This is a genomic window from bacterium, from assembly GCA_024228115.1.
Taxonomy (GTDB): domain Bacteria; phylum Myxococcota_A; class UBA9160; order UBA9160; family UBA6930.
In genome coordinates, this window is sequence record JAAETT010000077.1 from 26,835 (window position 1) to 47,341 (window position 20,507).

Genomic DNA, 20,507 nt, shown 5'->3' on the forward strand with positions numbered 1-20,507 from the left:
ACGCGTACCGGGGCAAGCTGCGATGACGTCTCGAGCGGACGATCGACGAGCCCGAGCGCTCGCGCAGCGAGAGTTCGGGTCTCCCCTGGTGCTCGAAGCCGGTGCCGGAACCGGGAAGACGGCGGTACTGGTCTCGCGAATCGTGGCCTGGTGCCTGGACCCGGGTTGGCAGCGAGCCAAGCTGCGGGTCGAAGAGCGGGGCCTCCTCGGGGCTCCCGCTCCGACGGATGACCAGATTGCGGCAGAGGCGTTGCGCGGTGTGGTCGCGATTACCTTTACCGAGGCCGCTGCCGCGGAAATGGCGTCAAGGGTTGCCGAGGCATTGCTCTCGTTGCGTGCCGGAAAAACCCCGGTCGGTTTCGACGACGAAGCGCTGCCCAATGCTCCGCTTCGGGATACCCGAGCCGAGGCGTTGGTGGGCGCACTCGACCAATTGGCGGTGCGCACCATTCACGCCACCTGTCGACGTTGGCTCGCTGCCCACGCGGTCGATGCGGGCCTGCGCCCCGGCTTCGAGATCGATGCGGATGGCCAGCGCCAGGTCGAGCTCGTGCGCGAAGTGTTGGAGGCGCATCTCCCGGAAGCCTTCGGCGAGCCGTTCGACCCGGATTTCGCCGTTCTGGCCGATGCGGAGATCGGCCCGCGGGACATCGAACAGGCCCTGGTCAGCCTGCTCAATGAGGGTGTCCTGGCCGAGGATCTGGCCGTCGATCCGATCGAACCCGACGCCCTCGCCGATCTGGCGATCCAGCTTCGCGAAGCCAGCGACGCATTTCTCGGGCTCGAGGCCGGGCGATTGCTGGGGTTGGGGAAACGCGCTTCAGCCGTCGTCGAAGCGGTTGAAGCGGTGATGGGGACCCGCGCTGCGGTTCACGAAGCGCTTCCGCGAGACGCGGAAGCCTGGGACGAATGGCGCCGGGGAATCGCGGAGTGCTGGGCGGCTCGCCGTCCGAAACTCGCCGAGTTCGCGCGCGGCAAATTCACCAGGGGTGGAGGCGACGCGCTGGCAGACGATGCGCCTGCGTTGGCCGACGCTGCGCGGCGGCTGCAGCTCGTCCTGAAGCACGTGTTGGATTTCGATCCGATCCGGTTGGCCTCCAGCCGCCGGGTTCTCCTGCGCCTGCTTGCCGAAGCCGAGGAACGGTTGCGCGAGTCCGGCGTTGTTTCGTTCGGTGGGTTGCTCCGTGGCGCACGGGACCTGCTCGTCTCGCGGCCGGATGTTGCGGGAAGGTTGCGACACGAAATCGATCAGATCCTCGTCGACGAATTCCAGGACACGGACGCGCTGCAATGCGAAATCCTGGAGGCGCTGGCATTGGGAGGCGAGGCCTCCGAGCGGCCGGGGCTCTTCCTCGTGGGAGACCCCAAGCAATCCATCTACGCCTGGCGAGGCGCGGATCTGCGCGCCTATGAGGATTTCGTCGGCAAGGCCCGCGCAGCCGGCGGGCAGGTGCTTCCCCTGATCGTGAACTTCCGCTCGACCGGTGCCGTGTTGGACGAGGTCGAGCGCGTGGTCGCGCCGATCATGCACCAGGCACCCGGCCTCCAACCCGCCTTCCAACGCCTTCTGCCCCAGGAGGGAAGGGTCTTCGAGCCGCTACCCGAGGGCTGTGCGTCGGTTGAACATTGGTTGAGCTGGCCGCTGGACGACGAGGGCTCTCCGGATCCGAAGAGGGCCAAACGTTTCTCCACCGAACTCGAGGCCCGGGCGGTGGCGGCGGATCTGCAGAGGCTTCGCGAGAGCGGAGTCTCGCCCGGCGAGGTGGCGTTGCTGATGCGCTCCTCGGGCGATTTCGATGTCTACCTGATGGCATTGCGCGAGGCCGGTATCCCTTTCGTGGTCGAACGTGAGGAGCAGCATGGTCGGCGTCGCGAGGTGGTGGATGCGATGGCCTGGATACGCTGCGTGCTGGATCCGAACGACGCATTGGCCCTGGTGGCGACGCTGCGTTCGTCCCTGGTCGGGGTTCCCGATGCGGCGTTGGTTCCGCTCTGGCGGCTCGGGCTGCCGGAACGCGCGGGCCGCCTGCACGGCAGCGGAGGAGAGGATCTCGAGACATTAGGCGAAGAAATCCGCTCGCTGGCGGCAGCATTGCCTGCGGGTGTTCCCGGGCTCGAGCGGGTCGCGGGCTGGGAGGAAGGCTTGTTGGCATTCCTCGACGAACTGGGTCCCTTGCGGGCCCTGGCAGAAGAAGGGCCGGTCGATCGTTTCGTCGAGGCCCTGCGCGGGCCCTGGGGGCTCGAGGTGGCCGAAGCCGGGCGGCACCTCGGAGCCCACCGACTGGGCAGCCTGGATCGGGTCTTTCGGGAGCTGGCAGAGGCTCTCGAAGCCGCAGGCGGTTCGTCGTCTGCCGTACTCTCGCAGCTGCGCCGGGCCGGCAGTCCGGATCGCGAGCATCGCGAGGGGCGAAGGCGGTCCTTTCACGAGAACGCGGTGCACGTGATGACCGTGCACAAGGCCAAGGGCCTGGGGTTCCGTCACGTCTACGTGCTCCAGACGCACAAGGGCGTACGCTCGGAAACGCCGGGCGATACCACTCTGGAGCGACGCGGTGGGCGTTGCGAGTACGTGCTCTTCGGGTTCGCGACGCCGGGCATGCTCGCCCTCGGAGAGGAAAGAACGGCGAGGGAAGCCTGTGAGGGTGTTCGCCTCCTCTACGTCGCAGCGACGCGCGCCAAGCAGAGGCTGGTGATCGCCGGGCACCGTCCCCCGCGTTCGGGAACGGACCCGGGAGTGAGCCCGACTCCCTCTCGACTGGCCAAGGCGAGTTTCAGCGAACTCCTCGAATCGCGTCGCGGCAGCCCCGAAGCTCTCGCCGATCACGGGGAGGCAGCGCGGCTCGCCGGAGGCAGCTTCCTGGACGATGACGGCGTTCGTTGGTGCCTGCCGGCTGGTTGGCCTCCTCCTTCCCTGGCTGGCCCCGCCGCAAGCGCACTCGGGCCATCCCAGCCGTCGGAAGTGTTGGCCGAGGAGAAGCGCCTGGTTGCGGCACGGGAGTTCGCGGCCCGGCATCAGGCCCGACCCTTCGGCGGCACGGCATCGTCGAGGCATGAGGCACGACTGCCTCCTGGTGGTGCGCCCAGCGATGCGACGAGTCGCAGCGAGGCGATGCGAATCGGTACGGCATTCCACGCCGCTCTCGAACGGCTCACCTTGGACACCCCGGTGGATACCTGGCGTGCAGCGCTGGAGACCTGCTTGGAGGAACAGGACCTGGATGCAGACATGCTCGCCCGAGCCAATGCCCTGGTGGAGCGCTTTCTCGGCTCTCCCCTGGCAGAACGGCTGGGGGGCCTGGGTGAGCGCTTGATGGGACGAGAAGTGCCGCTCCTGCTTGCCCCGGAGAAGGGGGAGGACGAGCCGGTTGGTTTCGTCGCCGGGGCGATCGATCTGCTCTACCGGGACGAGCACGGCAAGATCGTCGTGGCGGATTTCAAGACCGACGCGGTCGGGCAGGCTGGGGAGTTGGAGAGGCGCAGCCAGGCGTACGCAAGCCAGGGCCGGGTGTACGTCCGAGCCGTCCAGGCCGCGTTCGGCCTCGACGAGCCACCGCAATTCGAACTCTGGTTCATCGACGCGGGGCAGGCGGTCCGGATCGAGCCGTGATCCGGCTGTGAGAGGGCGTGAGCCCGGTCACCGCCGCCGAATCCACATCTGCCGCTTCTTCCCATAGCTGAAGCCGGACAGTGGCTTTTGGCCCCAAAGTGCCTCAAGCCTGCGGGGGGGGCGGACGATGGATGTCGCGATGGCGAACACCGGATGAAGAAGACCCTAAGCGTCCTCCTTCTGCTTGGATTGGTGGCCTCGGGCCTTTCCGTGTGGGCCGGGTTGCGCGTCGAAGCCATCCATCAGGAGATGATCGCCGCCCTCGAAGAGCGTCCCCAGCTGCGCGTGCTCGGGAGCACCTTCGAGCGCGGCCTTCTGGGCTCGACCGCCGAGACGACCTTCGAGCTGCGCGGCGCTGCGGGTGAACTCTTCCAACGGCCCCTCGCATGGGCCGGCCAGGAGAATGTTCGTCAGCGCATCGGCTTCCGGCTCGAGCATCATATCGATCACGGCCCGACCAGCCTCTGGACATGGTTCAGTACGGGCGCGGTGGGCCCGCCCATCGTGGCCTATGTGCATTCGACCCTGACGCTCGATCAGGAGGCCTGGTCCGAGGTGGCGGCTGCCTTCGGAAAGCTGCCGGCGGCGAAGTTCTACGTGCAGGTCGCCGCCGATGGACACGTGAAGGGCCGCCTCTCCATGCCGGCTGCCGAGCTGCGGCCTCGCGATGTCGAGGCGGGTGATACGCCGCGCTGGGTTGGCAAGCTTCAAGCGCTTCGCGCGAAACTGGAGGTCGCTCCGGAAAGCGACCTGTTGCAGGTGAGTCTCCAGGCCGGAGGGCTCCAACTGGCCGGCAGCGACATGAGCCTGGATCTGGGCGAGTGGACCGGCCAGCTCGGTATTCCGCTGAGTGAGTCGATGCGTTCGGTCCGTAGCGAGCATGTCATCCAGAAGCTCGCACTGACCTGGCCCACGTCGGAAACTGGAGCGCCGGAGGGTGCGGCTGCACGGCCTACCCCTGCCGCACAGCTTACGAGGATCGCCGTCGAAGGGATCGCCTGGACGACTGAAGGTCGCCCCGAAGAGCTCTGGGTCGAAGCTGGCTTCGACCAGGTGCACTGGAATGCCCTCGAAGCCGCGGATGTACGGGTCGGATTCGAGGCCCTTCGCGATCTCGACACGGACGAGGCGTCGCCTGAGGCGAGTCTGGCCACGCTCCTGGGTTTCCTGCCGGAGCTGAACATCACGGCGATCGACGGTCAGACAGCGTCTGGCCCGTTTCACGTTTCTGGCAGGATTCGCTTCGATGAAAGCGTGGGTGAAGGCGGGTCGAACCTCGAAGGCGAACTCGAACTTCGCCTGCCCGGTGGCTGGGCCGATGCGCTGGCAGACGAAAATGATGAATTGTTAGGTGCCTGGGTCGACTCCGGCGAGCTGGAACGAGACGGTGAGGGCTTCCTCGGCGACCTTCGTTTCGAGCCCACGGAGCCCGACGAGGAGAGCGAATCGAGTCGGCTCGCGATCCGTCTGCTCGAACTGCTCCCCGAGTTGCCCGAGGGCAGCACGGCTGGAGAGGCGGAAGGGGACGTTGCTGTGGCCGACGAGGCAACGGAAGATTCGGCTGGCCCCGAGGCCGAAGCCGACCCGAAGGGCGAGCTCGTCGTATCACCGGAGCCAACCGCACCGGCGGAGCTGGCGGACGACACCGCCGCGCCGTCGGCGCCACCCGCAGCTCCGGCACCCTAGCAGGCTACGGAAGAACCCCTCCCGTCGCCTGGCACGCGTCTTTTCGGCCCACTCTTCGTTGCGAAAGCTTGCTGGGGCTCGCCCCAGCTGCGCTTCCGCGCCTCGATTGGACCGAAAATCCACGCACCCGGCTCGGTCCGGAGTTCTTCCGCAACCTGCTAGAACCCTACGGTCTCAGGCTGTATTGGCGCGGGCCACGCAAGGCCGCGAGCTGCGGTGCGCATAGCTCGATCCATTGGCAGAGCGCCGGCCGCGTCTCGCGGGGGTCGAGCAGGTCGTGCACGCCAAAGGCTTCCGCCCGCGGGTAGGGGGAGCGGCGTGAGGCGAACTGCTCCTCCAGTTCGGCACGCCGGGCGGCTGGGTCTGCGGCGGCTTCGATTTCACGGCGGAAGGCGACGGCGACACCGCCCTCGATGGGGAGGGCGCCACTTTCCGCGGATGGCCAGGCGAATACCGTTCCGTCGGGCCCGAAGTGGGCAGCCGCCGCGACACCGTAGGCCTTGCGCACGATGACGGAGACCATGGGAACCGAGGATTGCTGAACTGCGAAGAGCGCGGCCGCACCGTGGCGGATGGTCCCGGCCCGTTCGGCTTCCGAGCCGATCATGAAGCCCGGTTCATCGACGAAGGCCACGATGGGAAGATGGAAGGTGTCGCAGAAGTCGACGAAGCGACGAACCTTCTGGGCAGCATTCGCCGTCATGGCGCCGGCGTAGAAACGCGTATCGTTGGCCCAGACACCGACCGGGTGACCTGCCAGGCGAGCCAGGCCGGTGACCTGGGAACGGCCGAAGCCCGGCGTCATCTCGAAGAACGAATCGCGGTCGACGATGTGGCCTACGAGCTTGCGTGCGTTGTAGACGCGGCGTCGCTCGCGAGGAATGATCTCGGCGAGTGCTTCTTCCTTGCGATTCGGATCGTCCTCGCATGCCGCGACCGGTGGGAGTTCCCAGACATTGGTCGGCAGGTAGGAGAGGAAGCGGCGGATCGCCGTGAAGGCTTCTTCTTCGTCTTCGACCACATTGTCGACCACACCGCTGCGGGCGTGCAGTTTGGCGCCCCCGAGCTCGTCCTTGGTGAGGTCTTCACCGGTGGCGCGAGCCACCACGGCGGGCCCGCCAATCAGGATCTGCGCCGTATTGCGGGTCATCAACGAAAAGTGGGAAGCGACCAGCCGGGCGGCGGGAAACCCCGCGACCGCGCCGAGCGCTGCGGAGACGACCGGGGCCGTTGCCATCACCTGCATGATCGAGCGGAAGCGCGGAGCCGCGAACACCGGGTCGCCCATCGGCCGGGGTGCGCCCTTCCCGCGGCTGCCCGTCACACTGCCACCACCGCCCTCCAGGAAGCGGACGAGTGGCAGCCGGTACTGGAGCGCCAGGGTTTCGGAGTAGACGCTCTTTCGCAGGCCGGCGGGAGAAGGCGAGCCTCCGCGCTGCGTGAAGTCTTCTCCGCCCAGCACGACCGGGCGCCCATCCACCTTGGCCGTGCCGAGTACGTAGTTCGCCGGGGCGAAATCCGTGAGGCGGCCGTCCGCGTCGATTTCACCGTGACCCGCGATCGGGCCCTGCTCGCGGAAACTCTCCGGGTCGGACAGACGATCGATGCGTTCGCGTACCGAGAGCCGACCTCTCGCGTGCTGGCTCTCGACCGCCTCGGCTCCACCCATTTCGAGGGCCCGGCGGCGTCGTTCCTCGATGCCCTCGATTTCGTTCTTCCAGCTCACGGTGCCTCCAGTGCGAGTTTCTAGCGCACCTCGGCTCGGCTCGGATCCAAGCGGCAGGGCAGGGCTTCGAGGCGGGCCAGCCAGGCTGCAGGGAGGCCGTGATCGCGTGCACCGTCGAGGATCAACTGTCGGTACCAATCGAAGGGAATCGGGTCGGCCGTGCGCAGGTCGGAGCGGTAGGTCAGCGCGTCCCGGAAGCCTGCAGCGCGACCGTCCACATGGCTCTCGACGCTCACTACGAGGCGTTCGTACCCGCCTTCGAAGCGGTCGAGGGTCGCGAGGTGGCGGGCTTCGAGCAGGTAGAGGGCGCCCCAGACATGCCCGGCCGGGTCCGTGACCAGGTTCGCCTTGGCGGATCCGTCACGCCCTGGTTTGTCGCAGACCAGCCGATGGCCCTCGAGGCGTGCGGTACCGGCGGGCTCGGCGGTCAGTACGCGCGCCTGCAGGCGCGCTGCCGAGAGGTTCGATCCGTAGGCGAAGTAGAGGGTCTTCAGCGTTTCCCTCTTCACCTCGCTCGCAGGGCCTGCACGCTGAACCAACCCCGCGGATCGGTCCATACCCGTTCCACATCGAAACCCGCCGCCCCGGCGAGCGCCCCGAAGCCGTCGAGGGTGTATTTATGCGAATGCTCGGTGCAGACAGCCTCGCCGGCGGCGAATTCGATCAACTCGCCGCCGAGGCGCACCTGCTGAGCCACGCTGCTGACGAGATGCATTTCGATCCGCCCATCGACTCCATTCCAATGGGCGCGGTGGGAGAAGCGCTCCAGATCGAAATCCGCCCCGAGTTCCTCATTCATTCGCACCAGCAGGTTCTTGTTGAAAGCAGCCGTCACGCCGGCCGAATCATCGTAGGCGCGTTCCAGCACGTCCGGATTCTTGACCAGGTCGACGCCGATCAACAGCACGCCCCCGTGGCCGACCTCGGCGTGGGCAACCCGAAGCAGAGTCGTGGCGCCATCGGGAAGGAAGTTGCCGATCGTCGAGCCCGGAAAGTAGACCGCCACACATTCCGGACCGATCCGAGAAACCGGAACCTCGAAGGGATGCGTGAAGTCCGCACAGACGGGAAGGATCTCCAAGCCTGGATAATCGGTTGCCAATCGGTCCGCCGTGGAAAGCAGATGCTCGCGAGAGATGTCCACGGGTGCATAGCCTGCAGGTGAGTCCAGCTGATCCAGGAGCAGGCGCGTCTTCGTGCTGGAGCCGCTTCCGTACTCGACGAGCAGGCAATGCCTTCCGAGCACGGCCGCCATCTCCTTGCCGTGCAGGCCCATGATCTCGAACTCGGTGCGGGTCGGGTAGTACTCGGGGAGCTCGCAGATCTCGTCGAAAAGCGCGGAGCCGCGCTCGTCGTAGAAGTACTTGCAGGGCAGACCTTTTGGCTCACACGCCAGGCCAGCGAGTGCCTCTTGAAGAAATCGTTCCCGCTCCGGTTGGTAGTCGGTCAGGGCGGGCTCAGCCGATTTCATGAAATCTCCTCGGGGGTGCTCAAAATCGGACCAACTCGACACCGGACCCGCTACCGAACCCGTTACCGAACTGGGCCAGATCGACGATGCCGATCGTGTTCTGGCCCTCCATCATGCCAGCGCACTCGCCGGGATTGAAGGCCAGGACACCGTCCTGCTGCCATTCCTCGGTCGTCCGGTGGGTGTGGCCGTGGAGCGCAAGGGTTCCGGAGTCGAGCTCCAACTCGGCCAGGTCGCTGGGGTCGTGGACGACCACGACGTCCCGTTCGTGCCAGCGCAAACGCAGTGGTGGGTCGACGAGTTGGAAGCCCAGCTGCTCGGCAGCTTCTTCCAGGCTCGTGCGCTCCAAATCGTTGTTGCCGTAGACACCCACCACCGGGCAGATGAGCGGGGACAGCGCATGCAGCGTCTTCGCCTGGGTGATGTCACCTGTGTGGACGACCCGGCTCACACCGGCCCCATTGAACAGCTCGACGATGCGCTCCACATTCCGCAAATGATTGTGGGTATCGCTGACGATTCCGATGCGCATGTGCCGTGAGCTACTCCGGCGGGAGGGCGGCTCCTCGACGGTAACCCGTGACGTAGGGCGGCGCTTCCCGGGTCGGCGCGTGGCGTTCATCCGGAATGGCCTGCCCGGCTTGAAGGCGCAGCGGCACGACTCCAGCCCAGGCAGGGTGTGTCAGATCGGCTTCGTCGTCGAGAGGCGGGCCCGAACGGACCTTGGCTGAAGCCTCCTCGATGGGAACCGCCAGGATGCGGGTGAAGGCGATCTCTTCCGGGTTTCCCGGCCGCGCATCCGACGAGCGCCCAGCAGCGACATGTTCGACCAACGCATCCAGCACGCGCTTCTTCTCATCCAGATCATCAACGTTGCGTGCGGTTCCGAACACGACCACCGAGCGGAAGTTCATCGAGTGATGGAACGCGGACCGCGCAAGGACGATGCCGTCGAGGTGCGTGACCGTGACACAAACCGGAACGCCCTTGCGCAGCTCCTTCAGCATGCGGCTGGCTGGAGAGCCGTGGAGGTACAGGGTCTCGTCGATCCGTACGTAGGCGGTGGGAATGACGAAGGGCTGGCCGTCCACTGCGAAGCCGACGTGGCCGACGAGGCCCTCATCGAGGATGGCGTGAACCGTCGCATGGTCGTAGTGGCCCCGCTCCGGGAGACGCTTCAGGGTGCTTCGGGGGCCGGGCGAATACGAACTCGGGTTCATTTTTTGTACCACTACAATATAGATTTACGAGTGGTACATTGTAGCGAAGTCCTGGGATTCCTCTAGCGCGTGCTCACGGTCCGGCGCAGCGCTGCCGGGAGGGAGATGCGCATGCAGGTGCCCTTCGGATTGGTCTCCACGTCGATCGTGCCGCCATGCCGGGCGATCAGCTGGCGAGTGACCGGGAGACCCAGGCCCGTGCCTCGGCCGGGTTCCTTCGTCGTGAAGAACGAATCAAAGATCAGCGGCAACACGTCGTCCGGGATCCCGGTGCCGTCGTCGATCACGGCCAGCTCCACGCGTTCGCCGTGGTCGCGGATCCGCAAGGTGATCTGGCCTCCGCCGGGACGGTTTTCCGGGATCGCGTGGATCGCGTTCACCAACAAGTTGAGCACGACCTGGCCTAGCAGCCGCTCGTCACCGACCACCGGGGTGGCAGGGTCCAGATCGGTCCGCAAGACGACATCCTCGGGAACCTGGTGCCGGGCGAGTCGCAGGACGGATTCGACCACGTCTTCGAGATCGACCGCGTGGGCGGCCCCTTCCTCCCGCTGCGCCATCGCCACCAGGCCCGAGACCGTGGAGGAAATGCGCGTCAGGCCTTCGCGGGTTTCGAGCAGGATCTCCTGAAAGAGCGCCGGGGCGTCCTGCTCATTCGGATCCTTGGCCAGTTCCTCCAACTGGTTCAGGTTGGCCGAGACGAACGCGAGCGGGTTGTTGATCTCATGGGCGACCCCCGCCGCCAGCGTGCCGACGGTGGCCAGCCGGTCGCCGTGGGCGAGCTGAAGCTCTCGCTGGCGGATGGCCTCGAGACGCGCTTCGGCAAGGCTGTGGAGTTCCTCGGAGGCTTCCTGGCCGAGGGCACGGGAACGGGTGATTCGACCGACGAGCAGCCCGGTGAACGTGCACGCAAAGACGTCATAGCCAAGGACGAGAACGAAGGGCCCTTCGACGAGCCCCGTACCGACTGCGATCTCGAAACCGGCGCAAGCCGCCCAGAAGAGGGTCGCCACGAGGACGGGGCCTGTCGGCACATCGACATGGGGCAGGTGGCGGCGATAGTGGCGAACGATCAGGCTGATCGGAATGAACGCGAGAAACGCGATGGCGGCGTTCGGCAACGCGATGACGGTATCGACGTAGTGGATGCCGAAGAGGGGAACCATACGCACGACGGGTTCCAGGGTATGGCCCACTCCAGGCATCCAGGCCACGGGGATCAGCACGGCGATGCTGGCGACGAGGGCAGGGCGCAACCACCCGAGAGGTGCTTCCAGGAGTTCCTCGCTGAAACGAGCGATTCCCCAGGCCAACACCGCAAGCGAAAACAGGGAGCCCTGGCGGTAGAGCGCCGCTTCCCACGGTCCGCTCGACGTGTAGAGGGCGGCTGTGAAGCCTGCAGCGGGAACCATGCCCGCCGCCGCGATGGCGAGCCACAGGTGGGCTCGCTCTTGCCTTCGCAAGAAGAAGAAGAGCCCATTGAAGGTGGCGATGCACAGGGCCACCACCCCCAGCATGACCGTCAAGAGAGAAGCCGTGTTCATGCTGGCTCCACGACGGGATCGGAAGCCGGCAGGTCGACGATGAATGTCGTGCCTCTCGAAGTGCTCCGGAAATCGATCTCCCCACCATGACGCTCCACGATCTGCCGCGTGACCGTAAGCCCGAGGCCGCTGCCTTCGCCCGGTGGCTTTGTGGTGAAGAAGGGCTCGAAGACGTGCTCGCGGATGTCTCTCGAGATTCCGGGCCCCGTATCGCTGACCAGGATTCGGACCCCATCCGGCACGGCCTGGGTGCTGACCCGAACCTGATGCCCATGGGCGCCTTTCTCGGGCGCAGCGTGCAATGCGTTCAAGACCAGGTTGAGCACGATCTGGCCGAGCAGGCGTTCATCGCCATCGACGTTCGGCAATCGTTCGAGCGAGGTCTCGAGCGAGGCCCGCCCTCGGGCTTCGTGCCCGACGATGGGAAGCACAGCCTCGATGACCTGGTTGACGTTCACAGGCCCCAATTGGCCCGTATCCCGTCGCGCGACGTGGAGCAGCCGGGTGACGATCGTTCGGATTCGATCTACGCCCCGACGCGCGTTGGCCAGGCTGGCTTCGAAGGCCTCGCGCTCTTCGATCACGCCGAAACGAGTCGCGGCACCCTCGAGACGGTGGGTGACGTCTTCGAGTGGCAATTGGATCTCCTGGGCCAATCCCGCGGCCAGCGTCCCAACCGTGGCCATACGGGCGCCGTGCGCCACTTGCATGTCCTTTTGCCGCAGCTTCTCCGTGGTTTCTTCGATCACCAGCTTGAGATCGTCCGAGCTGGCTTCGACAGCGTCGAGGCTATCGACGAAGCGGCGCACCAGGAGGAATGTGAAAGCCAACAGGAAGACGACGTAGCCGCCGACCATCAGGTACGGGCCGCGGTAGAAGCCAGTTCCCACGAGGGAATCATTCGTTGCCGCCAGCAACCACAACACAGCCGACCCGACCAGCAGGCCTGACTGCTCAATGTTGCGCCGGTTTCGCCAGAACAACACGATGACCGTGGCGAAGACCAATAGAAATGGTGCGAACATGAGGCCGGCCAGAGGACTGAGCCTACTCTCGACGAAGTGGAGGCCCAATGCTGGGATATGTGCTTCGACGATCTCGCCGGTGAAGAGCAGCTCCGGCCGGGCGAGGACCGTCAGAACGATGGCCGCCGAAAAAAAACCGGCCGGGATCTCGATCCAGAGGATCCGCACGCCCACCAGCAAGGAAGCGAAGCGCAAGGAGCCGATGACAAGGGGAACACACGCCGCCAGTGAGACGACCTGGGCGGCCTCGGCTGCGGCCACGGTCTGCGCGGAGTAGACCAGTGCATTGCCGATCGCCAACTGAACGATGCCGAGGGCGGCTACGGCCAGCCAGAAATGGTCGCGGCTCCGCAGCCCGAGGCGGTGGAGGCCGAAGTTGAGAAGTGCCGCGCAGAGCGCGGCCACGCCCAACGAGATTGAAATGACCGAGGCGGAGCCCATCGCTTACTGCATCGGCGTAGGGTGATTTCCCCTTGAGATTGCTGGGCTAACCTCCGCCGATGCCGTCTGCCTGGGGCCTCTCGGCCGGTCTGTTCGCCGCAACGCTCCTCGGTTGGGCGGTCTGGCGTGTGTTTGGAGGTTTCCCCCACGCAAAGCGGCCGGGTCTCGTGTTGGCCGCCCGGGAACTCGCGTTTCTGGCTGCCGCGGCGGACGCCACGTACCCGGAAGGTGGTTCTGATCTGCCCTCGGGCACCCAGGCCGGGATTCCAGCCTACGCTGATCGCTACGTCGCCGCGGTACCGCGGTCTGTCGGGATCCTGATGCGGCTGCTCTTCTTCCTGGTCGAGCACGCGACGCTGGTTTTTTCGGCGCCCGGCAGGGGGGGGCGGCGTCGGTTTTCTTCACTGAGTCCGGAGCAGCAAGGCGCCGTCCTCGAAGGGTGGCGTACGAGCTCCTTGTTTCCACGTCGGTTGGTGTTCTCGAGCCTGCGAGCGATCCTGACGATGGGCTTCTTTTCCGATCCCGTCGTTTTGAGGGCTCTTCACCTTGGGGCCAAGCAGATCGATTCGCCGATCGTCGAAGCCGATCTCCTCTACCCGGCCATCGGCGCCCACCCCCGCACGATTGCCTACGAGCGGGAAGATCTGGTCGCGCGCTCCGGCGTTCCGCTCGCCGCGGATGCGCCGCTCCACCCAGACCACGCGGAGCAAATGCAATGAGCGCTGCGGTCGAGGGCGAGGTGCGGGTCTTCGCCGAGTACGAGCGGGATTTCACCGAAGAGGCCGACGTGGTGGTGGTCGGCTCGGGCCCCTGTGGTGCTGTCGTCGCGCACGAACTCACAGCACGGGGCAAGCGCGTGGTCCTTCTCGAGGAAGGCCCGCCCTTCACACCTCAGGATTTCGAGCTCGATGGCGCTCTGTCGATGACCCGCATGATGCGCGAGGCAGGCCTGCGGACCACACGCGGAACCATCATTCCCACCATGCAGACCATTGCTCTTGGCGGGGGCTCCCTGGTGAATTCCGCCATCTGCGTGCGTCCGCCGGATTTCGTATTCGAAGGTTGGGAGGAATACGCCGAACTCGAGGGGACGCGCCGCTCGGATCTGGATCCCCACTACGACGCGGTGGAAGCCTTTCTCGGGATCGCGCTCACACCCGACGAGCTGCAGGGCCAGCGCAATCTCTTGTTTCGGGATGGCTGTGACGCGCTGGGAATCGAGAGTGAGCCGATCGCCCGCAACGTACGAGGTTGTCGCGGCAGCGGAGAGTGCTTCACGGGTTGCCGTGCTCGCGCCAAGCAATCGATGGATATTTCCTATGTGCCCGCGGCCATCAAGGCCGGCGCCCGCGTGTTGACCTCCGTACAGGTGCAGGAGGTGCTCTCGGATGGGCGCCGCGCCACGGGCGTACGGGGTCAGGTGGTCGAGCCTTTCAGCGGTCGCCGAAGTCATCGGTTCCGGATCGATGCGAAAGCCGTGGTGTTGGCGGCCGGGTGCATGGCGACACCCGTCCTCCTCCAGAAGAGCGGCAATCTGGCGAATGGTTCCGGCCAGGTGGGGCGGAACCTGCAGTTCCACCCGGGCATCGCCGTCCTCGGGATCTTCCCGGAGAAGGTCGACCCTGGTTTCGGCGCGACCCAGGGCTATCAAAGCCTGGCCTTCCTGCGCGAGGGCTACAAGCTCGAGACGTTGTGGGCTCCGGCGGCGATCCTCGCCGTGCGCTTCCCCGGTTTCGGTCACGACTTGAAGAAGCGCCTTGCCCAGGTCCCCTATGCCGCCAACTGGGATGCCATTGCCACCTGCCATCGGTCTCTCGGGACCGTCCGGGCCAGGCGCGGCGCCTCCCTCGACCCGATCCTCACCTGGAACTTCGACCCGGAGGATGCACAGGTGTTGGGCGGGGCGCTCTACCAGATCGCCCGCATCTTCTTTGCGGCGGGTGCGAAGACGATCCTCCCGGGCGTTCATGGGGTGCCGGACGAGATGCATTCGCTCGAAGAGGCGGATGTCCTACGCACGCGACGCTATGCAGCTTCGGATTTCGTCACCGCCTCGAATCACGCCTTCTGCACGACCCGAATGCACGGCGATCCGGCCAAGGGAGTGGTCGATCCGCGGGGTCGCGCACACGAGATGGATGGGCTCTTCCTGGTCGATACGGGGATCTTCCCGCGCTGCACCTCCGTGAACCCGATGCTCACCGGGATGGCGCTTGCCCATCGGAGCGCACAAGCGGTGGCAGACGAACTCTAGTCCCGAGCCGGCGTCTTCTCGGCACTTGCTCCTCGGCCGAAACACGCTGGCGATCCGGGCATCCGTGCAGTTCGCGAACTGCGGAGACGCAGGAGCCCGGCTGCATGTGTCCTCGCAATCGGGAAGAGAGGCCAGCTCCCGATCGTAGAGCTTGGCACGTGGATTGCGGATAGGGAGTTCATGACGAAAGCCCTTCCCTCGATCGATAGGCGCTCCCTGCTTCAGTTCCTCCTCGCGAGTCCGTTGATCTACTCGCCAAGGCCTCTCGCCGCAGTCGAGCTGATGCTAGGTGCTGTGGAGGAGGGTGAGGCGCTCGTCGACCGGGCGAGAGAAATCGTGGCGAAGGCCGGTGACGCAATCGATGTCTTCGATTTCGAGCCCGTGGCCAGAGGCAACCTGTCTCCGGCCCACTACACCTACCTGTCGATGGGGGTCCAGCACGAGGTCACCCTCCGGGCGAATCGCTCGGCCTTCGACGACTTCCAGCTGCGACCGCGACGACTGGTCGACGTCCGCACGCTCGACACTCGAACCAACCTCCTCGGGGCCGAGTTGTCGTGCCCGCTCGTCCTGGCGCCCGCCGGGGTCCAGAAGGCGTTTCACCCGGACGCCGAGCTTGCGGTCGCACGGGCTGCCAGGCGTAGGGACCACCTCCAGATCTTGTCGACCGGCACCTCGACGCCGATCGAGGACGTCGCGAACGCACGCGGCGCGCCGCTCTGGTTCCAGCTCTACACCGGGAACGCCTGGCCCGTGACACGGCTGCAGCTTCGCGAGGCCGAAGAGGCGGGCTGCTCCGCGGTCGTCCTGACCGTCGACATGGTCGCGACCATGTTCGGCGAGAACCGCGACCGGATTCGACGCTTCCGCCGAGCCGACAATCCCGGCTGCCAGCCCTGTCACCAATCCCTCACCGGTGATTTGCTTCGCGGAACCGTGAAGGCAGCCGAGGCCGTCGGGCTCGATCCCCAGGGTTGGCTCTCGGACCTCATGATCCTGGACTGGGACTACGTGGACCGCATTCGTGATGCCACTTCGATGAAGCTCCTGATCAAGGGAATCCTCACCCGTGAAGACGCACGCCGATGTGTCGAGCACGGAATCGACGGAATCGTCGTTTCCAACCACGGAGGACGTGCCGAGGACAGTGGCCTCTCCACGATCGAAGCCCTGCCACCCATCGTCGATGAACTGGAGGGGCGTATCCCGGTTCTGGTCGACAGCGGCTTCCGGCGGGGTACCGACATCTTCAAGGCCCTGGCTCTCGGAGCCGACGCCGTCTGCGTGGGCCGTCCGTATCTATGGGGGCTCGCGGCGTTCGGCCAGGAGGGTGTCGAGGCCGTGCTCCAGATCCTCCGAAGCGAGTTCGAGACGATCATGCGGGGCATGGGCACCCCCGACCTCGGTTCGATCTCACCTGCGCATGTCCGGGTGCCGAGTCGATTCTGCGAACCCAGCGTCTGACCCGGCTGGGTCCATGTGGCCGCTTCCAGCCGGACCGAGGCCGGGCGGAGCCACCACGGATGCTGAACTTGTTCCCCGCGGGGGCAGGGCCTTCACTTCTGAAGCGGTCCTGCCGATACGCCTCCTGGCTATCCGGGGGGACTGCCATTGAAGACGCTCATTCAAGCCATCCTGATCGCGATGCTCGTGGCGGGCCCGGCCCTGGCCGCGCCCAAGCCCGTGGGTCGGGAGTGCGTGAAGCTCACCAATCAGATCGGGCGCTACCAACGGGATGCCGGCTGGGCCCGGGAGCGTGAGAACCTGCTCTGGGAACGCGCAAGCCTGGACCAGATCGAGCGCCTGGCCTCTCGCAGGGCAAAGCGTTGCCCCGAGTTCCATGAGCAGGAGAGCATGATCGGCCGCCTGGCTGCCCTCGCCTTGAAAGCCGGGGAACTCGCCGCTCGCTACTACCTGCTCGGTCTCTGAGCCCTTCGGCGGAAGGCCGCCTTCGGGATCAACTTCTTCTCCCGTAGGCCGATGGAAGAGGGGACCGGCGCCTCCCCACTCCATCCTGTATGGTCTGCGCCGAGCTTGATCAGCAGAGGCGAGCCTCGTTTGCTCGCACACTCCTGACGCCCTGCTCCTGGCCTCGAATCTATTCCTCTCTCGGCCAGGGAGCGCTCGAAAGAAACTTCATCACGTCACGAGGGCGGGACGTGCAGGTGGCCCGGCCACCGCCTCGAGCTCCATGCCTCCGCGAAGAGCGCTCGAATGACGAGCAGGCCCTTCGGGAGAGTCCAGGAACTCGTCCATTCAATCATCTGGCGATGTCTCGCACCCCGGCCTACGAGGGCCCGTGCCAGGCCGCTACCCAAGGAAAATCAATTGACTGCATCTCCGATCCAACCCGACCCGGTTTCTTCCGGCGGTTTTCAGAACCTGGGCCTCGACACTCGTCTGTGTCGTGCCCTCGATCGCGCGGGCTACGAATCGCCCATGCCGATCCAAAGCGAGGCGATTCCTCACATTCTCGACGGCCGAGACGTGCTTGGCTGCGCCCAGACGGGAACCGGCAAGACGGCCGCCTTCGCACTCCCGATCCTCGAGCATCTGCTCGATGCTGGCGACGATCGTGGTCGCCGTGACATCCAGGCACTGGTGCTCGCGCCGACACGTGAGCTGGCGGCCCAGATCCACGAGAGCTTCGAATGTTATGCGGCCAACTCGTCCGTTCGAGCAACTGTCGTATTCGGAGGCGTGAGCAAGCGACCGCAAGCGCAGATCCTACGCCGCGGGGTCGACGTCCTGGTCGCGACGCCGGGACGCCTGCTCGACCTGATGAACGATGGCGTGATCGATCTCGGAGCCATTCGTTTCTTCGTGCTCGACGAGGCCGATCGCATGCTCGACATGGGCTTTGCGCCGGATGTTCGCCGCATCACGCGAGCGGTGCCCCAGAAGCGGCAGACCTTGCTCTTCTCCGCGACGATGCCGCGCGAGATCGAGGCGCTGGCCAACAAGATTCTCCACAAGCCGGTACGCCTCGCGGTCGATCCGGTCTCGAGTACGGTGGAACCGATCGAACAATCGGTCTACTTCGTCGATGGACGACGCAAGACCGATCTCCTGAAATCCCTGCTCGAGACGGGCGAAGTGGATCGTGCCCTGGTGTTCACGCGCACCAAGCACGGTGCGAATCGGCTCGTCCAGAAGCTGGAACGCGCACGCATCGAATCGGCGGCGATCCACGGAAACAAATCGCAAGGCGCCCGCGAGAGGGCGTTGCGTCGTTTCAAGACGGGAGAGACCCGCGTCGTGGTTGCGACGGATATCGCTGCCCGCGGCATCGATGTGAAGGGGCTCTCGCACGTCATCAACTACGACATGCCGAACGAGGCCGAGACCTACGTGCATCGGATCGGTCGCACCGGTCGGGCCGGTGAGAGCGGCGTAGCGCTTTCGTTGTGTTCTCCGGAGGAGCGTGCTCACCTGACGGCCATCGAGCGCCTGACCCGTCGGCCGCTGGATCGCCTGAAGACGCCCGAGGGCCTGGAGGCAGAATCTGGCCGGGAGGAACGTTCCTCCAGAGGGCGCGGCGGACGACCGCGCACCGGCCAATCCGGTGGTGCCAGGCGCGGAGCACGCAGCGCAGCTTCCGGTGGCAACCGTTCGAACGGCAGGTCGCGCCGGCCCGGCAGCGGAGCGAAGGCCAGCGGCGGTGAGTCGGAGGCCCGGGGTTCCAACCGGCGTCCGCGCAATGCCAGCCAGACAAGGAGCCAGGAGTCTGGGAGCCGCGGTTCCCGGGGTCGTGGGCGTCGGCCCGGGGGGGCACGGCCCAACGCGTGAGACGGCGTGAACAGATGCCGTCGAGCCCGAATGGATTCGCTCCGCTGAAGGGTCCCTGCGTGTAGACACTCTGTTTCAGGCGGGCTTTCGGGGCTCTGTTCGCATTGGATTCCGTTCCACCCGTAGATCGGCGCTACGCTCGGTTCCGAGAGGAGCCCGGCATGAAAGTCCGCCGCGTCGTGACAGGACACTCGCCCGAGGGCAAGGCCGTTTTCGCCAGCGACGAGACCGTCCCGCCCGTTCGCCTGGAGAAGGCCCAGGGAAACGAGTTCCACCGGCTCTGGGGTTCCGATGAGCGCTCCAGCTTCCCGGACGACGGCTCACACCCTCCCACACCAGGCTACTTCCCGACTAGAGACGGCTTCCGCTTCGCACTCTTCACGGTGCCCCCCTCCTCGACCCTCCCACCCGCCGACGTGACCCTCGAAGAAATGGCGGCGGAGGCGCGAGAGAAGCTCCCCGGACTCGTCGAACACATGGAGGCCGACGCGCCCGGCATGCATACGACGGACACGATCGATTTCGAGTATGTGATCTCCGGAAGGGCCGTACTCGAACTCGACGATGGTGCCACCGTCGAACTCGGCCCCGGTGATACCGTGGTGCAGAACGGCACGCGCCACGCCTGGCGCAATCCCTACGACGAGCCGTGTCGCATGGTCGTCGTGCTGATCGGTGCGGACCGGAACGGTTAGTCGCTTGCTGTCGCGAAGGGGACGGCTCGGGTTGCCATCGCCGTTCCTCTCGCTAGAGGGCGTCACACTTGAACGATTCACCGCGGATGGTCCTGCTGACCTACGAGAGCCTTGCTTCCAACACCGTCAGCCGAATCCTGGCAGAAGAGTTCACCGACTCCGTTGTCGCCATCTATTCAGCATCCGCCCGCACCTCGCATCGCGAGTAGCTGCGCATTCTGCGGACGTCTCCGGTCTTTCTGGTCTGGAAGGCGGCTGAAGTACTCCTTTTCGAACTCGCCTGATGCTGGGTCGGAAGAATGGCTGCGCTCCATCGCCGACATGACCGGGGCGGAGCTGGTCGCTGTCAGCGACATCAATCACGCCGATGTCGCTAGTCGAATCGAGCGGGAGCGCCCCGATCTGATCGTCTCGATCTACTTCCCGCACAAGATCGGGCGCCGGGTTCGGGACGCAGCGAGTGTTGCCGCCATCAACGTCCACGGGTCGTACCTACCGGGCAATCGAGGCCTCTTCCCGTACTTCTGGACGATGGCCCGCGATGATCAGCATGCTGGTGTCAGCGTCCACGAGTTGTTCGATGCGTGGGATGCGGGAGATGTGTACGCCAGGGAACGGCTCGATCCACAGGATGGGGAGTGCGTCCTGTCGTACTCGATCCGAAACGCTGTCCGCGCCGGTGAGGTGCTTGTGGGCGCCAGTGCCGGATTGCTCGCGGGAACATCCGAGTCACATCCCCAGTCGGCGGGAGACGCCAACTACGTTGACTGGCCGGCGTGGGCGGACATCCGGGAGTTGTGGCGCAGGGGCAGGCGGCTCGGCTCCCCTCTGCGCGTCCTCACCTACCGAGAGGAGGGACAGCAGCGAACGCGCTAGTCCCTTGTCACACCAAAAGCTGGGGGTAGAGCCGTCGCAGTTTCACGCGGGCTTGTTGGGTCGTGAATTGCCAGTCGACGCCCTTCGTCGTTCGGTTGCGATCGTCTTGCCAGGCTTGGACTTGGCGCGTGAGATCTTCCTTCGTTGAGATCCGGCGGTTGAGACACTGCATC

The 20,507-nt window shown here is 65.7% G+C and carries 17 protein-coding genes; 10 read left to right on the plus strand and 7 right to left on the minus strand.

Going from position 1 to position 20,507, the window contains the following annotated elements:
* The first annotated feature begins 22 nt into the window (after positions 1-22).
* Together GY937_04490 and GY937_04495 are read left to right on the plus strand one after the other, a co-directional pair.
* Entirely contained in the window at positions 23-3,607 is a 3,585-nt protein-coding gene (locus GY937_04490) for a UvrD-helicase domain-containing protein (protein ID MCP5055968.1), read from the plus strand.
* A 153-nt stretch (positions 3,608-3,760) separates the two neighbouring features.
* The gene (locus tag GY937_04495; protein ID MCP5055969.1) at positions 3,761-5,293 is read left to right on the plus strand and encodes a YdgA family protein; all 1,533 of its coding nucleotides are present in this window, start codon (positions 3,761-3,763) and stop codon (positions 5,291-5,293) included.
* A gap of 166 nt (positions 5,294-5,459) precedes the next feature.
* On the opposite strand, the gene GY937_04500 is transcribed toward GY937_04495, so the two are convergent.
* The 7 genes from GY937_04500 to GY937_04530 form a co-directional block, all read right to left on the minus strand.
* Positions 5,460-7,019 carry a propionyl-CoA carboxylase gene (locus tag GY937_04500; GenBank protein ID MCP5055970.1) on the minus strand — a complete coding sequence of 520 codons (1,560 nt, stop codon included), beginning with the start codon at positions 7,017-7,019 and terminating at the stop codon, positions 5,460-5,462.
* A 20-nt stretch (positions 7,020-7,039) separates the two neighbouring features.
* Positions 7,040-7,528 (minus strand): gamma-glutamylcyclotransferase, encoded by a 489-nt coding sequence (locus GY937_04505; protein ID MCP5055971.1) that lies wholly within the window; start codon positions 7,526-7,528, stop codon positions 7,040-7,042.
* Entirely contained in the window at positions 7,525-8,490 is a 966-nt protein-coding gene (gene egtD / locus GY937_04510) for an L-histidine N(alpha)-methyltransferase (GenBank protein MCP5055972.1), read from the minus strand. Before egtD ends, GY937_04505 begins: the two co-directional genes overlap by 4 nt.
* A 19-nt stretch (positions 8,491-8,509) precedes the next feature.
* Complete coding sequence (locus GY937_04515; protein ID MCP5055973.1) at positions 8,510-9,022, minus strand: YfcE family phosphodiesterase; 513 nt, start codon at positions 9,020-9,022, stop codon at positions 8,510-8,512.
* Positions 9,023-9,032: 10 nt separating this feature from the next.
* Positions 9,033-9,710, minus strand: coding sequence for a pyridoxamine 5'-phosphate oxidase family protein (locus GY937_04520; GenBank protein MCP5055974.1), 678 nt, complete (start codon positions 9,708-9,710; stop codon positions 9,033-9,035).
* A 62-nt stretch (positions 9,711-9,772) separates the two neighbouring features.
* Positions 9,773-11,254: a HAMP domain-containing histidine kinase gene (locus tag GY937_04525; GenBank protein MCP5055975.1), complete on the minus strand. Its 1,482-nt coding sequence runs from the start codon at positions 11,252-11,254 to the stop codon at positions 9,773-9,775.
* A complete protein-coding gene (locus GY937_04530) occupies positions 11,251-12,720 on the minus strand; it encodes a HAMP domain-containing histidine kinase (GenBank protein MCP5055976.1) in 1,470 nt (489 codons plus the stop codon). The genes GY937_04525 and GY937_04530 overlap by 4 nt, the downstream gene beginning before the upstream one ends.
* Positions 12,721-12,779: 59 nt before the next feature.
* Between GY937_04530 and GY937_04535 the strand changes: the two genes are divergently transcribed.
* The 8 genes from GY937_04535 to GY937_04570 all read left to right on the plus strand — a co-directional run bounded on the left by GY937_04535 (position 12,780) and on the right by GY937_04570 (position 20,334).
* Positions 12,780-13,439, plus strand: a complete 660-nt coding sequence (locus GY937_04535; protein ID MCP5055977.1) for a gluconate 2-dehydrogenase subunit 3 family protein — start codon at positions 12,780-12,782, stop codon at positions 13,437-13,439.
* Complete coding sequence (locus GY937_04540) at positions 13,436-14,974, plus strand: GMC family oxidoreductase (protein MCP5055978.1); 1,539 nt, start codon at positions 13,436-13,438, stop codon at positions 14,972-14,974. The genes GY937_04535 and GY937_04540 overlap by 4 nt, the downstream gene beginning before the upstream one ends.
* A gap of 180 nt (positions 14,975-15,154) precedes the next feature.
* Complete coding sequence (locus GY937_04545; GenBank protein MCP5055979.1) at positions 15,155-16,438, plus strand: alpha-hydroxy-acid oxidizing protein; 1,284 nt, start codon at positions 15,155-15,157, stop codon at positions 16,436-16,438.
* Positions 16,439-16,585: 147 nt separating this feature from the next.
* Positions 16,586-16,903 carry a hypothetical protein gene (locus tag GY937_04550; protein MCP5055980.1) on the plus strand — a complete coding sequence of 106 codons (318 nt, stop codon included), beginning with the start codon at positions 16,586-16,588 and terminating at the stop codon, positions 16,901-16,903.
* Between the two features lie 510 nt (positions 16,904-17,413).
* On the plus strand, positions 17,414-18,763 hold the full coding sequence (locus GY937_04555) for a DEAD/DEAH box helicase (protein ID MCP5055981.1): 1,350 nt from the start codon (positions 17,414-17,416) through the stop codon (positions 18,761-18,763).
* Between the two features lie 161 nt (positions 18,764-18,924).
* Positions 18,925-19,458 carry a cupin domain-containing protein gene (locus GY937_04560; protein MCP5055982.1) on the plus strand — a complete coding sequence of 178 codons (534 nt, stop codon included), beginning with the start codon at positions 18,925-18,927 and terminating at the stop codon, positions 19,456-19,458.
* Positions 19,459-19,526: 68 nt separating this feature from the next.
* Positions 19,527-19,667: a hypothetical protein gene (locus GY937_04565; protein ID MCP5055983.1), complete on the plus strand. Its 141-nt coding sequence runs from the start codon at positions 19,527-19,529 to the stop codon at positions 19,665-19,667.
* Between the two features lie 112 nt (positions 19,668-19,779).
* Positions 19,780-20,334, plus strand: coding sequence for a hypothetical protein (locus tag GY937_04570; GenBank protein MCP5055984.1), 555 nt, complete (start codon positions 19,780-19,782; stop codon positions 20,332-20,334).
* The last annotated feature ends 173 nt before the right edge of the window (positions 20,335-20,507 follow it).